Here is a 15,317-nt window from a genome sequence, read left to right on the forward strand (position 1 = left end):
GCCCCGGGCCATCGAACGGCTGATTTCCCGGATTCAGGCCGAACTCCGCCTGCTTTTATTAAGGAAATCATACCTGCGTATTATTTAAAAATTTCTGTTGTAATTTGGGTACCGCAGCTTAATTATCCAATCACTGCTAAAATATCATTCTGTTTCACGATAACAAACTTCTCATCGTCTTCCCCTGTTTCCACTTCTGTTCCTGAATATTTGGAGAAGATTACCTTATCGCCCACTTTTACCTGCATGGAGACTTCCTTACCGTCTACCAGACCGCCAGGTCCTACTGCGATGACTTCTGCCTGCTGGGGCTTTTCTTTTGCCTGTCCCGGCAGAACAATACCGGACTTTGTTGTCTCCTCTGCAACCAATGGTTTTAACACAACTTTGTCAAATAATGGTACTAATTTCATTGCAATTCCTCCTCTTAGCTTTCTGCTTCGTTCTTTCTTTTGGCCTTCCGAAAGAAGTTTTTTTTATTCACATACTAAGTTATATCACTCATTATTAGCACTGTCAATAGTTGAGTGCTAACTTTATATTTTTTTTACAATTTTACCATATTTAAGCGTTTTTCCCCCTTTCTTACATAGTTTATAGAAATTTTCTTATTATATACCTTTATTTTTTCGTTTGGAAGTATTACAATAGCTAAGAGAATGAAAGGAGTGTTTTCATATGGCAAAAAAAGGTAATGGTTTTGGGAAATTCGTGGCATTCGCCACAATAGCCGGCGCTGTTGCCGCTGGCATCTCTTATTTTACGAAATACAAATCATTCCACAAAGAACTGGAAGAGAATTTCCATGATTTTGAGGATGACGGTAATGATGACATTTCCAAAATTGACAGCACGATGAACCGCAACTATGTTTCCTTACATGCCAATAAGGATGAATTTAAGACTGCGGCTTCCGATATGGCGGATGCAGCCAAGGATGCAGCAAATGCGGCTAAAAATCTGATGAAGGACGCAGCCAGTATTGTAACCGATACGGCAAAGGAGGCGGCTTCTGCCGTGGCGTATACGGCAAAAGATATGTTTGACACCACGAAAGAGCAGGCAGATAATATTTTAGAAAATGAGGATATCACAGAGGATGGCGGTTTGGATTACGCTGCCGGGGCCGCAGACCATCTGGCGGAAAAAGCAGAAGATGCTGCGGAGGATGTGACTGACTTTATAAAAGAAACATCTGCCGATGTTGCCGGCGCCGCAAAAGAAGCGGCTGAGAATGTGGCTGATACCGCAAAGGAAGCCGCACAAAATGCCGGTAAGGCGATTAAGAATCTAGCCGATGAAACCACTACCATTGTGGAAGATGAACTGGAATAGCTGCTTATGGCAGAAAATCGGATAAGCCGTTGTAAAGCGCTTTGCTTTACAGCGGCTTTTTCGCTTTACAGGAACAAAAGGCCATTGCAATTCTCTGCAACAGCCCTTGGGTCATAAGTTATTTTTCATACAGGAATTTTTCCGGTAAAGTTACCTTAAAATCAACCGCTAAGTCACGGAAGTTCTGAGGCGTGATGGTCTGGAGCTTATCCGGACGGATGGAAAGAACCTTAACAAGAATTTCCGCAGACTTTTCCACCGTATGCATCAGGCCGAAGGTCAAGTCAAAATCCTCTCCGGAGGCGAACAGGCCGTGATGAGCCCAGACAGCCACATCGTACTTCTTCATCAGCTCACTGGTCGCCACTGCGATATCACGTCCGCCCGGCACCATCCAGCCAACGACACCCACGCCATCCGGGAAAACAACCGGGCATTCCGTAGCCATCTCCCATAATTCCCGTGTGAACACTTTATCCTCTAAGGGAAGAACAAAGGTAAGGGCGATCACATTGGCGGGATGGGCATGGTAAATCACCCTGTGCTTTCCGGCAGTAGCCTCTTTCTTTACCTCATGATTCATGAGATGGGATGGAAGCTCGCTGGTAGGGCGCCCGCCGTTTACCAGTCCCCAGCGGATCCTGTAATTTTCACCGTTTTCATCCACTTCAATGATGCAGGTATTGGCTGCCGGGTCCAGAATCACGTTGCGGAAATATTTCCCGCTGCCGGTCACCATAAAATACTCGCCTGCCAGTCCCTTCACGCTGGTGCCGATGGGCTGCCAGGGATTTTGATCCGTAAAGTCCTCTTTTACCGATTCCACCTCTTCCGGTTTGATGCGGTAGCTCAAATTGCCGCCGTTTCTCTCATGCCAGTTCTGATGGAATCCATCGTCGCACATACGGATAAAGCCTTTTACAAATTCTGCATCTAAAATCTTCATGTTCTTTTTCTCCTTATTTCCGGTTGATCAGCACTTCTTTTTCATAGCTGCGTATCTCTTCAAACCAATCTTCTTTTGCAGGAACTCCGTTTATCTCGCAGAAATAGTTCCATACATCCCCAATGGGATACAGCTTAAGCTCTTCCTGAAGCATCATCTGTTCTGTGAAATTGCGTTCTTCCTGTAATTTTGCCAGCTTCCGGTCCGGAAGAAGAAGGGCATTTAACAGGGCTTTCTGCATGTTCCGCATTCCCACTACCCAGGCGCTTAAACGGTTGATGCTGGCATCAAAAAAGTCAAGAGCCAAAAGGACCCGGTCCGCCCCGCCCCGTATGATTTCTTTGGCAATCTCCTTTGTCTCATCATCGAATAATACCACATGATCACTGTCCCAGCGCACCGGCCTTGTCACATGAAGGGCAACCTTGTCAAAGAACAGAAGCATGGAAGAAATCTTATCGGATACCACTTCCGTCGGATGGTAATGACCGCTGTCCAACAGACAAAGGATGTTATTCTTAGAAGCGTAATTCATATAGAATTCATGGGAGCCGACCGTACAGCTTTCCATGCCGATCCCAAATACCTTGGATTCTACGGCTACGAATACCTTGGTCCTATCGTAATCCATGGAAAGGATCTGGTCAAGGGAATCTTTTAACCGTGCCCTTGGCGACGTACGGTCTGCCGGAATATCCTTAAAGCCGTCGGGGATCCAGATGTTCATGGTACACGGTGTTCCCTGCTCCCGGGCAAAATACTCGGAAATGCGGATGCATGCCTTTACATGGTCGATCCAGAAGCTGCGGATTTCGGGGTCCTCGCTTGATAAAGTAGCATTCTCTGCCTTTGGATGGGAGAATAACGTAGGGTTAAAGTCGATGCCAATGCCTCTTTCCTTTGCAAATTCCACCCACTTTGTAAAATGCTTTGGCTCCAGCTTATCCCGGTCTGCCCATTCCCCTTCTTCGAAAATGGCATAGCTGGCATGAAGGTTGATCCTGTGCTTTCCCGGAATCAGGCTTAAGGTCTTATCCATATCATCCATCAGTTCCTTTGGATTTCTTGCACGGCCCGGATAATTACCGGTAGCCTGGATTCCGCCTGATAAAGCGCCGGCTCCGTCAAACCCGATCACATCATCCCCCTGCCAGCAGTGCATGGAAATCGGAATGTTTTTCAGTGCCTCCACTGCCGCATCGGTATCAACGCCAATGGCCTTATATGCTTCTTTTGCTGCTTCATATCTTTCCTTTATTGTCATGGCTCTCTTCTCCTTTTATTTTAATTATGATTAATCGAAATGAAATACAGGCTTTAAACCGACGGAAACAGGGCTGTTGTCCGGGTTGGTTTCCATAATATCCGCCATGAAATCCCACCATTTCCGGTTAATCGGCGTGTCTGCCGATTTCGCCCATTTTTCCTCGTCCTCAATCTCAATGTAGCCGTAAAGTACATTGGTCTCTTCGTCTAAGAAAATGGAATAGTTATGCCCGCCGCATTCGTGGATCATGTCCTTCATTTCCGGCCAGAGCATGTTATGCCTCTTTTCGTATTCCTCTGCCATTCCTTCATTTAAAAACATTTTAAATGATTTCCGTATCATGTAAATCCCATCCTTTCATTATGACTTATTCACCGGCTTATATTCCTTTATGGCAAAAGACCGGTAAACTGCTTCTCTCGCCGGTTTTAAACCGTCAAATTCTCCTGCTGCCAGCATCTGGGCCAGCAGATTTCCGATGGCTGTAGCTTCTCCCGGTCCGGCATAAACGGTCCGGCCCGTGCTGTCTGCCGTCAGCCGGTTCAAATATTCTGCATTGGAACCGCCTCCTACCACATGGATGGACGGATAGGTTTTTCCGGTAATGGCTTCCAGCTCCTTAACCGTGTCTCCATAACAGGCTGCAAGGCTGTTGTAAATGACCGCTGCAATCCGGCCTGCTGTTTCCGGTACTTCCTGCCCGGACTTCCGGCAGAAATCCTGTACCGCACCGGTCATGCTTTCCGGCGCAAGAAATACGCTGTCATTGCAGTCAACGATGGATGCGATACGTTCTTCTGAAGCCATCTGGCAAAGCTCTGCAAAGGAGTAATTCTGTCCTGCTTTTGCAAGCTCCTTCTTTACGGACTGGATCATCCACAGCCCCATGATATTTTTTAAATACCGGAAACGGTGATCATAACCGCCCTCATTGGTGAAATTCGCTTCCATGCTTTCCATGGAGCAATCCGCCTTATGAAGCTCCGTTCCCATCAGGGACCAGGTTCCGGAGCTGATGTAAAGGATATCGCCCATGGATTCTTCCCCATCCGGAACCACGGGAACCGCCATGACGGCAGAACCGGTATCATGGGTTGCCGGAAGGACCACCCGGCAGGAAAATCCTACTTCCTCTTTTATTTCTTCTGTCAATTCCCCAACTGTTGTTCCCGGCATGGAAAGTTCACCGAACAGCCTTTCAGGAAGGCCCAACAGCCGGATCAGTTCATAGTCCCAGCTTCCGGTTTCCGGATTCACCAGCTGCGTGGTCGTGGCATTGGTGTATTCCTGCTTCTTTTCTCCGGTCAGCAGATAATGGAAATAGTCCGGGATCATCAGGAATGAGTCTGCTTTCTCAAAATATTCCGGATTCTTTTCCTTCACAGCCGTCAACTGGTAAATGGTGTTGAAAATCTGCTTCTGTATCCCGGTTCTTCCATATAAATCCTTCAGGGAAATGGTCTCGTATACTTTGTGATCCATTCCCTTTGTCCTGTCATCCCGGTAGCCCACTGCATCCCCCAGCATCCGGTTGTCCTTATCCATAAGGACAAAATCCACAGCCCAGGTGTCAATCCCCATGCTGACCGGAAGCTTTCCAAGCTTTTTGCACTGCTTCATGCCCTCCTTGATCTCTGCAAATAAGGACTCCACATCCCAGCACAAATGCCCGTCTTTCCGCTTCATGCCATTGTCAAACCGGTAAATCTCCTGAAGGATCACCTTCCCTTCCCTAACGGTCCCAAGAATATGACGGCCGCTGGAGGCACCGATGTCTATGGCAAGATAATACTTTTCCATATAAACCACTCTCCCATTGCTTTCCTCATTATTGCCCATGCTCTTTGGGCATAAAGGTATACCCGCAGGGTATTTCCTCGTTCCTGCCCATGTACCTTGGGCATAAAGGTATACCCGCAGGGTATTTCCTCATTTCTGCCCACGTACTTTGGGCATAAAGGTATACCCAAAGGGTATTTCTTCTTTCTATCATAATGGATTCCCTTATAAAAAATAAGGACGTTGTTTAATTAAAACTGCGTCCTTATTTGCATGGATTATAAGAAGAAGTCCCCCCGTAAAAAACCAGGTAAGCAATCTGCCACCTGGTTTTTTGACACCATTTTATTTATCCGCTGGTAAAACAACACGATCACATAGTCGCGGATATTTCCTTAAGCTACTGCTCTGCTTTTGTAGAGATAAGTAATTCTTTCAGATCCATGATGGACATCTCATGTTCATCCAATATTGATGATACTTCTTTAAATTCTTCCAGTTTTATTTTATCTTGTATCTCTTTTTCTTTTTCTCCTAAAGTAACAAGGCAATTCTTATTTTGTTGAATTGATTCCTGCACCTCTTTTAATTCTTCTTTCAGCTTTTCAAGTGGTGTTTTTCTTACTCCTCTTGGCATATTGGTTCTCTCCTTTTCAGAAATATTTTATATCAACCATATATTACCAAGTATATGCAAAATTCATTCTGTTTATTACTTTTTAACTTAATTAATAAATAAAATCGAAAGCTTTATTTCAATCATAAATTAACCGGTTTTAAAAGTTTCGGAACCATTCAATTCACAATTTTATAAACCTGGTTTTACCCGTTATACTTCTTCCATTTCAAACTTTTTCTCCCTGTATTCTTTTGGTGACACTCCATAATAATTCCGAAAGATCCGATGAAAGTAACTGGTATTGTCATACCCCACTGCTATGGAAATATCCGTCACGGTAAGCCTGGTATTCAAGAGAAGAAACGATGCCTGATTTAACCGCTTGATCTGTAAAAGCTCCTTATAAGTCCGTCCGGTCAGCCTTTTTATGGCCCGGCTCAGCCAGTAAATATTGTAATTAAGGAGAAGCGCAAGTTCGGTCAGTTCCCCATCCTTATAATTTTCATCAATAAATTTTAACACCTGAAAAATAAGCTTCTGTTCAAAGCTTTCTGAGGTATGGCTGATCTTATCTGTATAATGCATGAGCTGCAGGAACAAAAGGCCCATGGTGATCTGATTAATGCTTCTTTTATTGGGCTGGTCATTGAGCAGGGTCCAGACCATATTTTCCACCAGATTCTGTACCGGAAGCACATCTGCCACCTGAAAATGGAGGTAGCTGGCATAACGGGGATCACAGCAGAGACAGCCTACCAGGAAATCCCGGAGTAAATTTTCTTCCTCTCCCATCATCTCAAAAGCTGTGTCGAAAAATTCCGGCAGAATGATGAAGTTTACCGCAATATCATCCTCTCCGGCTGAAAGGATCTCCTGGGTTGCATGCTGGTTCAAAAACAGCAGCTCTCCGGTTTTTAAAACCACCTTTTCCCCATCAATAAAATGGGTGGTTTCCCCTTTGCACATATAGATCACTTCAATGTAATTATGCTTATGCTTTGGGAAATGAACAAACCTGGTATGAGGCCTTATGCGAATCATTTTTCCATGCTCCAGCATCTTTTTGCTGTCGATCACCAGCTCCTGTCCTTCGGTATATCTCTTCCGGTCGATCTCTGTCCGCCCGTTTAATATTTCCCGTTCCTCGTCCGTAATGACTCCCAGACGGTCTATCATTTCCTGATTCACCCGTTAAAGCCTCCTTATAAAAATCGTTCAGCCGCCCGCTTTCCATGCTTCATATACGATCAGGTTTTTCCACCGGTCCTCTCCCATGGCACTTTCGCTTAAGGTATATGCATGGATGTCATCATCCTTTGCCATCAGCTTATAAATAACGGCTCCGGAGCTGTCCGTATCCCTGATCCACCTGTCATCCGGTACAATGACGCCATCTGCGACCTGAAACAGCCAGGATGTTGTCTCTCCTGCAGTATTGGTGCTGGTGTAGGTGATCTCCCCCTGCATCAGATCTTCTTTAAATGTCCCCTTCTTGGCATTTACCTTGGTGATATCCGACTTAACTCCGTCATAATAATTGTAGCCGCACTCTCCGTTCCCCGACATCTTTCCCTTTTCCCAGGTCCCCCAGGCATAATCATAACGTTTTCCCTCCTCCAGTTCAAGAACCTGAAGGGCCGTGCAATTCCCCTGGGGCACTCCCTGATCAAATTTTCCGTAGAAAACGGTGGAAGCTTTTGTAAATACCAGCCCATAGCCGGAAGATACTTCTGCCTTCATGGCCGTTCCATCGTACATGAGGGGAAATTCCCTCCATGGAACCTTATAACCGTTTAAAGTCCTGGCTGCCCCATCTAAGTCCCCCAGGCCGATCTGTTCTGTCAGCTGATTTAAGAAATCCTGATCCTCCGGCGTAAGGGATATCTCAGGAACCGGAGTCTCCTCAGAAACCTCCGGCAGTACAGTCCTGGCCGCCAGCATCCTGTCGCTTTCGGTCCTCTGACTTTCGGCCCCCTGGCTTTTGGTCTCCTGGCTTTTGGTTCCCTGGCTTTCGCTTATCCGGGCTGCTTTCCCATTTCTTATGGTCCCCGCAGCGCCTAATAAAAGCAGCAGAAGCGTTGTGAGTCCGATCGAGATCATGACACGGATTTTATCCTGCTTTCTGTTATCCATCCATTTTTTATTCACAAAACCCCTCCTCACCATCACTGATTGACCATGCCTGCGCTAAGAGTGAAAGCCCTCTCTTTATGTCTTCTTCCGTAAGGCTTGCAAACCCCAGAACTACGGTTGGCGGATACGTATTGTGCTCTTCATGGATAAAATATCCTGACATACCGTAAACCTTGACCCCTGACTGGGCTGCTATCCTGATAAGAGCTTCCTCCGGCCTTCCCTTACGGTCCGTTAAAAGCAGATGAAGCCCCGCATATTCCCCCCGGATTATGAACTGGCTTTCAAAGGGCTTAAGGCCTGCGATAAGTGCATCATGCTTTGCCTTATACACCGCTCTCATTCGGTTCAAATGCCGTTCGTAATGTCCCTCTGACATAAACTGATAAAGAATATTCTGGTCAATGCGGGACACCGTGGAGGCATAGAAATTTACCCGGTCCCGGTAAACAGTCAGAAGCGGCACAGGCAAAACCATATAGCTGACACGGATGGCCGGAGCTATGGATTTGGAAAAGGTTCCGCAGTAAATCACCCGTTCCCTTCCGTCCATTCCCTGCAGGGCGGGTATGGGCTTTCCTTTATAACGGAATTCACTGTCATAATCGTCTTCAATCAGATACCTCCCCTCTTTTTCATAAGCCCAGCCAAGAAGCTCCTGTCTCCGCTTCACCGGCATGACGATCCCGGTCGGATACTGATGGGAGGGCATTACATAGGCAATATCCGCTCCGCTTTTCTCCAGAAGGTCCACATCCATGCCTGATTTGTCCATGGCAACCGGCAATACCCGGTATTTCAGACTGTCAAAGACCCGGTATGCCTGCTTATAGGTGGGATTTTCCATGGCAATGGACCGGTTGGTCCCCATTATTTGGGAAAGCAGCATCAAAAGATACTCGCTTCCTGCTCCTACGATGATCTGTTCTGCCGTGCAATTGACCCCGCGGGCAGAATGCAGGTAGGCACGGATTACCTCCCGAAGGCTGACTTCTCCCTGAGGATCCCCCGGCATGAACATTTCCCGTTTGTCATCCACAAGAGTATTCTTTGAAATTTTTCTCCAGGTATTAAACGGAAAGGTATTTAAATCAATTCCTCTGGGAGAAAAATCCACAATCCAGTCCGGAGCATTTTCCTTTTCCTTTCCAAAGGAGTCATTCAGAAAGGCTGCCGTTTCTTTCCTTTTCTCCTGTCCGGTATGGACCAGGCCATCAATTCTGCATACATAATAGCCTTTACAGGGAACCGCCTCTATATACCCTTCCGAAAGCAGCTGATCATAGGCCATCTGAGTGGTGCTGCGGCTCACCTTCAAATGTTCCGCTAACAGCCTCGTCGACGGAAGGCGGGTAGGCGGCCTTAAGTTCCCCTTTTTTATCTCTTCTTTGATGTAGCTGTAAATCTGACTATAAAAGGGGGAACCCGGAAGGTTTTTTAAGGGTATCATAAGTTCCATGGATAAAAGGCCTCCTTTCTTTATCGGATATGAAGAAATGCCGCACGTCCTCTTCTCTCCCGGTCATGCAGCATTTCTTCTTTTGACCGGCATCCTGAGCCCGGCAAAAGTTATTTTGTTATTTTAAAAGAACTCTTTAACGATACGATCCGGTTAAATACCAGATGGTCCGGCTTACTGTCCTTACAGTCAATGCAGAAAAAGCCGTTTCTTACAAACTGGTAGCTGTCATAGGCTTTTGCACGAACAAAGCTTGGTTCCACATAGCAGTTCTTTAAGATCCTTAAGGAATTGGGATTTAAATTCAGGCTTCCGTCTTCATTGAGCTTTCCCTTTTCTTCATCCACAATGTTTTCATACAGGCGGCATTCCGCTTGAACTGCGGCGGAAGCAGCCACCCAGTGGATGGTTCCCTTTACCTTTCTTCCTTCAAAACCGGAGCCGCTCTTTGTCTCCGGATCATAGGTACAGTGAACCACGGTAACATTGCCGTCCCCATCCTTTTCACAACCGGTACAGGTTACGAAATAGGCATTCATCAGGCGGACTTCATTCCCCGGGAAAAGACGGAAATATTTTTTAATGGGTTCCTCCATAAAGTCTTCCCGTTCAATATAAAGTTCTTTTCCAAAGGGAACCTTTCTTTCTCCTAATTCCGGATTTTCCAGATTGTTGGCAACATCCAGATACTCTACGGTATCTTCCGGATAGTTATCGATAACCAGCTTTACCGGATCAAGAACCGCCATCATCCTCGGCCTCTTTAACTTCAAATCCTCACGGATGCAGTACTCCAGCATGGCATAATCCACGGAACTGTTGGCCTTGGATACACCTACCAGATCCACGAACATACGGAGGGATTCCGGCGTATAGCCTCTTCTTCTTAATGCCGCAATGGAGACCAGGCGGGGATCATCCCAGCCGTCTACAATGTGATCTTCCACCAGCTTTTTGATATAGCGTTTTCCTGTAACCACATTGGTAAGATACAGCTTTGCAAATTCGATCTGACGGGGCGGATTCTCAAATCCGCATTCTTTTACGACCCAGTCATACAGAGGTCTGTGATCTTCAAATTCCAGAGTACAGATGGAATGGGTGATGTGTTCAATGGCGTCTTCAATTGGGTGGGCAAAGTCATACATCGGGTAGATGCACCACATATCACCGGTGTTGTGATGGGTCATGCGGGCCACACGGTAGATGACCGGATCACGCATGTTGATGTTGGGAGAAGCCATATCGATCCTGGCGCGGAGAACCTTTTCCCCATCTTTGTACCTGCCTTCCCTCATCTCTTCAAACAGTCTTAAGTTCTCCTCCACGCTGCGGTTCCGGTATGGGCTTTCTTTTCCGGGAGTCTTAAAGTCCCCGCGGTATTCCTTTATCTCTTCCGCAGACAGATCACAGACAAATGCCTTCCCCTTTTTAATTAAGAAAACGGCGCATTCGTACATTTCCTTAAAATAATTGGATGCAAAGAAAAGGCGGTCCTCAAAATCAGCGCCCAGCCATTTCACATCTTCCATGATCGATTCCACGAACTCTGTTTTCTCTTTGGTCGGATTTGTATCGTCAAAACGGAGGTTGAACTTTCCACCATACTTCTGAGCCAGGCCATAGTTTAATAAAATGGATTTGGCATGTCCAATATGCAGATAGCCGTTAGGCTCCGGTGGAAATCTGGTCTGTACGTGATCGTAAACACCTTCTGCAAGATCCTTATCTATCTCCTGTTCAATAAAGTTTTTAGAAACCACTTCTTCTTTGTTCTCTTCCATCTCTCTTCCTCCATGTCAGTAATTCCAATAATACATAATCATATCATATTTCATTCATTTCGAAAAGGGGGAAAATAACAGCGGAAGTCCTGCCCTTTAAGGCCTGACCTCCGCCGTTATTTTACGGTTCTTTCCTTTAAACGTTATGCTTCGCTATTATTAAACTGGAAGTCTGATACAAGCTGCTTTAACAGCTGTGCCTGGCCGGACAGTTCCTCACTGGAAGCCGCACTCTCTTCTGCTGTGGCAGCGCTGGACTGTACAACAGAGGAAATCTGGTCTATGCCTTCCCGGATCTGGTTGACGGAAGTTGCCTGAGCCTCGGAAGCTGCAGAAATCTGCTTTAACAGATCCGCGGATTTTTCAGAGGACTCTGCAATAAGATTTAAGGATTTGGCTGTCTCATTTGCAATATCTGTTCCTTCCTTTACCGATCTCATGGAGTTTTCGATCAGCTCTGTGGTATTCTGGGAGGCTTCCGAACTTTTTCCTGCCAGATTACGGACCTCATCGGCTACAACTGCGAAGCCTTTTCCTGCTTCGCCTGCACGGGCTGCTTCAACAGCCGCATTTAATGCCAGTATGTTGGTCTGGAATGCAATATCTTCAATGGTCTTAATGATCTTTCCAATCTCACTGGAAGAATTGTTGATCTCATTCATGGCATCCAGCATGCGGCCCATGTTATTCTTTCCAATGACGATCTCCTGAGAGGTCTGTGCCGCCTGGTTGCTTGCTGCCCTGGCATTCTCGGAGTTCTGGTCAATCTGGCTGCTGACTTCTGCGATGGAAGCTGCCAGCTGTTCGATGGAGCTTGCCTGCTCTACGGTGCCCTGGCTTAACTGCTGTGCTCCGGAGGATACATGGGAAGAACTTCCGGATACCTGCTCAGCGGATTCATTAATATGGGATAACGTATTGCCCAGACGGTCTGAAATTGTGTTCATGGAATTATGTATGGATTCAAATGCTCCAACGTATTTCACATCGGTGTGGATCCGGAAATCTCCTGCTTCCATTCTATTTAAATTATCCGTTACATCGTTGATCACGCTCTTTAAGTAATACTGCATCTGGCGGAAGCACTCAGCCAGATCGCCAAATTCATTGCTGGCCTCAAAGTCGATATCTTCCTCCAGATTACCGGCTTCAATTCTCTTTGCAGCACCTAACAGAATATCAAGAGGTCTCATGATGATCTTAAGTACAATGGTTAAAAGAGCGATTGTTAAAATAAGCGCAATAGCGAATGTAATAAGCGTGATTACAGTAGCATTCGCTGCATTCTGAACCGACCGGTTGCGGAAGTTTAAGGCATTTCCGGAAGCTGCTCCGATGCTGTTATCAATCTTTGCGATAGCGGACTGCTCAAGTTCGGTATATTCAGCTGCCATCTCATTGGAAACCTTTTTGCCTGCATTCAGCGCAGTTACGATCTCATTTCCCTTATTTCCCCAAGCTTCAACGCTGTTTAAAATATCCATAAAGGTATCGCTCGTAGGCTGGTTCTTATCAACCTTATTGCTTTCGATATCTTTTAACTGCTGAAGTGCTCCGGTTAAATTGGCGTTCTGCTCCTCCGGCAGCGGATTTCCGAAAAGTATCCAATCTCTGATGCCATCTCCGGTCTGTGCAATCTTACTCTTTACTTCCCAGAATCCCACCAGATTGGTATGAGGCATGTCATACAGCGTCTTTGTGTCATTTGCCATGGATTGTATGTTTTTTGTGCAAAAGATTCCCAAAAACAAAAACAGGAGCAGCTCAATGCCAAAACATATCACAAGTAAATTCTTAAGTTTAAAATCTCTTACACGCTTACGTAGCTTGATCATAATAAAACCCTCCAGTTAAATATTTAATCTATTATATTATCGAACTGGACGGTTACTTTTATAATACTTTCGTGCTAATTTTGTCGATTTGTGTATTATTTTCTTGCAGATGCTCCCCAAATTGTCTGTTTTTCCTCGTATTGCCTGTTGATCCAATCCACGGCCTGCTCCCGTCCCTCCTCTGAAAACGGAAAAACTGCCTTGATTTTCTGCTCCTCCGGTGTTGCCTCATAGCAGTACGGCTCCGGGTAAACAAAGGCCTCAAGCCCCTCGTCTCCCTTTTTCACACGGTACCGCATCCCTTTCATGCTCCCGGTATAGATTTCTTTTTTAAAAAACTGTATCGGTACAAAGGTTTCTTTTTCAAGCATCTTTTATTCCTCCTCCAACACTAATTCATCACTCCGGGTCCGTTTTTCTTCTTTCCGGAGCGGTTGGAAACGCCTGGGCCGGCCTCTTTGTTTCCTGCAGAGGCTCCGCTTGTTGACGCCTCCGTCTGAGAGGTTCTGGACGGAGCTTCTGCCGTCTGCACGGTTGAGGCGGCAGCCGGCGTAGTTGTGGGCTGAGCGGCCGTTGTCGGCTGCGCGGCTGTTGTCGGCTGCGCGGCTGCTGTTGTCTGTGCAGCTGTCGTTGTCTGCTCTGCAGCTGCCTTCGTCTCCCCCGTCTTAGACGGAGTATTGGCGGCTGCCTTGGATTCCGTTCCAGGCAGGTGATAGCAGAGAACCGGTATCCCGGCCGCTATATTCTCAAAAATCGTCTTAGCCACAGCCGGCGGCAGATTGACACAGCCATGAGAGCCGTTGGTCTTATAGATGGTACCTCCGAAGGTGTTGCGCCATGAGGCATCGTGAAGGCCGATGTTTCCGTTAAAGGGCATCCAGTAAGAAACCGGAGTGCTGTAATTTTCCCCCTTTAAGGTCGCATTTCTCTGTTTATAGGTAAGGGAATATACTCCGGCAGGAGTGGACCAGCCTTTGGACTCATTACCGGATACGAAATCCGATTCCACCACAAGTTTTCCGTCCTTATAAAAAAACAGATGCTGGGCGGTCAGATTGATCTCCATATAGGTGCTGCCATAATCTGCGGCCCCATGGCTGGCGGCCTTTTGTTTGTAGACCGGTTCTCTCACCTGGCTTTGTCCCGAACGGATCAGCTGTGCCAGCTCATCCGCCTCTGCGCTCTGGTCAATTCTCCAGCCATAGCTGCCCCCGGTAATTCTGACCGTCTGCCCGTAAGAGGTATTTAAGCGCTTGGCGCTGGTGGAGGTATCGTACCGGGAAGCCAGCTCTTTCACATATGCTGTGACAGAAGAACTGTTCAAATACACCTTACCATCATCTCCGACTCCGATCCACTTGGATATGGTATCACCGTTTAATACCTTTTTTTCATCTCCAAAATTGTAGGTGATGGTAACATTGGCGTATTGATTCATGGTCTGCACCTGGCTGATAAGCCGGGGATCATCGCTTGGAACTTCAGGCCGTACATAGGCTCCCAGTTCTTCCAGGGAAATCTCCGGTTTTAAGCTTAGAACCGCATCCGAAATCACGGTTTTCACCTTCTCCGGATCCAGCTGGTTTCCTTCCTTTGCCGCCACAATGCTGTAGCCCTGTCCCGGCACATAGCCGGATATGTATGCACTCTCCGGTTTTTCCGTAAGCTCTTCCTTCAAACAGGTCAGGCCGGAAACCGCCGCATCGAATTTATCCTGGTCAAATTGTATCATTGTATCTATTTCAAATGTCTGGGGCACTTTTAAATGCCCGAACCATTTGTGAGGCTTCTGTTCTGCCAGAAGGGCTTCCAGGCTTCCGTCAAAAACGGCTTCCAGACCGATACCGCCTCCCCTGATTTCTTCTGTACTTCCTCCCCGCTCCTTAATTGACAGAGAATAGCCTTCAATCCCGGAAGCAATGAGCTTCTTTACCTCCTCTACGGATTTCTTTGATGCATCCATTCCATTGATCGTGGTGTTGGGAAAAAACACCCTCTCATACTGCCTGCCCGTCTGAAGATACACCAGGGCAGCAATCAGCGCCGCTGCAGCCACAGTTCCGCCTCCAATTGCTGCCCAGCCTCTTAATCCTAACGGCTTTTTTTTCCTGCTGCGCGGTTTCTTTTTTTCCATTTATTTCCTACCTCTTTACTAGCCTT

At 46.6% G+C, this 15,317-nt stretch carries 14 protein-coding genes; 1 reads left to right on the forward strand and 13 read right to left on the reverse strand.

The genetic code is table 11. The annotated features are described in order from the left end of the window. Positions 1-122: 122 nt before the first annotated feature. Positions 123-413, reverse strand: a complete 291-nt coding sequence (locus BQ9856_RS15555; protein ID WP_077611849.1) for a co-chaperone GroES — start codon at positions 411-413, stop codon at positions 123-125. Positions 414-678: 265 nt separating this feature from the next. Here BQ9856_RS15555 and BQ9856_RS15560 point away from each other — a divergent pair, with 265 nt between their 5' ends. Continuing rightward, positions 679-1,335: a hypothetical protein gene (locus BQ9856_RS15560; RefSeq protein ID WP_077611850.1), complete on the forward strand. Its 657-nt coding sequence runs from the start codon at positions 679-681 to the stop codon at positions 1,333-1,335. Positions 1,336-1,453: 118 nt separating this feature from the next. Here BQ9856_RS15560 and rhaD read toward each other — a convergent pair whose 3' ends face one another. The 12 genes from rhaD to BQ9856_RS15620 form a co-directional block, all read right to left on the reverse strand. Then, on the reverse strand, positions 1,454-2,281 hold the full coding sequence (gene rhaD / locus BQ9856_RS15565) for a rhamnulose-1-phosphate aldolase (protein ID WP_077611851.1): 828 nt from the start codon (positions 2,279-2,281) through the stop codon (positions 1,454-1,456). 13 nt (positions 2,282-2,294) lie between these two features. Further along, the gene (locus BQ9856_RS15570) at positions 2,295-3,545 is read right to left on the reverse strand and encodes an L-rhamnose isomerase (RefSeq protein ID WP_077611852.1); all 1,251 of its coding nucleotides are present in this window, start codon (positions 3,543-3,545) and stop codon (positions 2,295-2,297) included. 30 nt (positions 3,546-3,575) lie between these two features. Then, positions 3,576-3,890 carry an L-rhamnose mutarotase gene (rhaM, locus tag BQ9856_RS15575; protein WP_077611853.1) on the reverse strand — a complete coding sequence of 105 codons (315 nt, stop codon included), beginning with the start codon at positions 3,888-3,890 and terminating at the stop codon, positions 3,576-3,578. A gap of 18 nt (positions 3,891-3,908) precedes the next feature. After that, positions 3,909-5,348, reverse strand: coding sequence for a rhamnulokinase (rhaB, locus tag BQ9856_RS15580; RefSeq protein WP_077613396.1), 1,440 nt, complete (start codon positions 5,346-5,348; stop codon positions 3,909-3,911). A gap of 379 nt (positions 5,349-5,727) precedes the next feature. Then, positions 5,728-5,964 carry a hypothetical protein gene (locus BQ9856_RS15585; RefSeq protein ID WP_077611854.1) on the reverse strand — a complete coding sequence of 79 codons (237 nt, stop codon included), beginning with the start codon at positions 5,962-5,964 and terminating at the stop codon, positions 5,728-5,730. Between the two features lie 192 nt (positions 5,965-6,156). After that, a complete protein-coding gene (locus tag BQ9856_RS15590; protein ID WP_077611855.1) occupies positions 6,157-7,134 on the reverse strand; it encodes an AraC family transcriptional regulator in 978 nt (325 codons plus the stop codon). A gap of 27 nt (positions 7,135-7,161) precedes the next feature. Continuing rightward, entirely contained in the window at positions 7,162-8,094 is a 933-nt protein-coding gene (locus BQ9856_RS15595) for a hypothetical protein (protein WP_077611856.1), read from the reverse strand. Next, a complete protein-coding gene (gene pdxR / locus BQ9856_RS15600; RefSeq protein ID WP_077611857.1) occupies positions 8,087-9,538 on the reverse strand; it encodes a MocR-like pyridoxine biosynthesis transcription factor PdxR in 1,452 nt (483 codons plus the stop codon). The genes BQ9856_RS15595 and pdxR overlap by 8 nt, the downstream gene beginning before the upstream one ends. 110 nt (positions 9,539-9,648) lie before the next feature. Continuing rightward, positions 9,649-11,322, reverse strand: a complete 1,674-nt coding sequence (locus tag BQ9856_RS15605; protein WP_077611858.1) for a glutamine--tRNA ligase/YqeY domain fusion protein — start codon at positions 11,320-11,322, stop codon at positions 9,649-9,651. A 143-nt stretch (positions 11,323-11,465) separates the two neighbouring features. Beyond that, a complete protein-coding gene (locus tag BQ9856_RS15610) occupies positions 11,466-13,157 on the reverse strand; it encodes a methyl-accepting chemotaxis protein (protein WP_077611859.1) in 1,692 nt (563 codons plus the stop codon). Positions 13,158-13,252: 95 nt separating this feature from the next. Continuing rightward, entirely contained in the window at positions 13,253-13,528 is a 276-nt protein-coding gene (locus BQ9856_RS15615; protein ID WP_077611860.1) for a GNAT family acetyltransferase, read from the reverse strand. Positions 13,529-13,548: 20 nt separating this feature from the next. Continuing rightward, positions 13,549-15,291 carry a L,D-transpeptidase family protein gene (locus tag BQ9856_RS15620; protein ID WP_077611861.1) on the reverse strand — a complete coding sequence of 581 codons (1,743 nt, stop codon included), beginning with the start codon at positions 15,289-15,291 and terminating at the stop codon, positions 13,549-13,551. Positions 15,292-15,317: the final 26 nt, after the last annotated feature.

It is taken from the genome of Clostridium sp. Marseille-P2415 (assembly GCF_900155545.1).
GTDB lineage: Bacteria > Bacillota > Clostridia > Lachnospirales > Lachnospiraceae > Lacrimispora.

Coding starts and splice junctions, on each gene's coding strand:
- BQ9856_RS15615 (WP_077611860.1), bottom strand. CDS start 13,528: ATGCTTGAAAAAGAAACCTTTGTACCGATACAGTTTTTTAAAAAAGAA.
- BQ9856_RS15585 (WP_077611854.1), bottom strand. CDS start 5,964: ATGCCAAGAGGAGTAAGAAAAACACCACTTGAAAAGCTGAAAGAAGAA.
- BQ9856_RS15560 (WP_077611850.1), top strand. CDS start 679: ATGGCAAAAAAAGGTAATGGTTTTGGGAAATTCGTGGCATTCGCCACA.
- BQ9856_RS15605 (WP_077611858.1), bottom strand. CDS start 11,322: ATGGAAGAGAACAAAGAAGAAGTGGTTTCTAAAAACTTTATTGAACAG.
- BQ9856_RS15610 (WP_077611859.1), bottom strand. CDS start 13,157: ATGATCAAGCTACGTAAGCGTGTAAGAGATTTTAAACTTAAGAATTTA.
- BQ9856_RS15570 (WP_077611852.1), bottom strand. CDS start 3,545: ATGACAATAAAGGAAAGATATGAAGCAGCAAAAGAAGCATATAAGGCC.
- BQ9856_RS15555 (WP_077611849.1), bottom strand. CDS start 413: ATGAAATTAGTACCATTATTTGACAAAGTTGTGTTAAAACCATTGGTT.
- rhaD (WP_077611851.1), bottom strand. CDS start 2,281: ATGAAGATTTTAGATGCAGAATTTGTAAAAGGCTTTATCCGTATGTGC.
- rhaB (WP_077613396.1), bottom strand. CDS start 5,348: ATGGAAAAGTATTATCTTGCCATAGACATCGGTGCCTCCAGCGGCCGT.
- rhaM (WP_077611853.1), bottom strand. CDS start 3,890: ATGATACGGAAATCATTTAAAATGTTTTTAAATGAAGGAATGGCAGAG.
- BQ9856_RS15620 (WP_077611861.1), bottom strand. CDS start 15,291: ATGGAAAAAAAGAAACCGCGCAGCAGGAAAAAAAAGCCGTTAGGATTA.
- pdxR (WP_077611857.1), bottom strand. CDS start 9,538: ATGGAACTTATGATACCCTTAAAAAACCTTCCGGGTTCCCCCTTTTAT.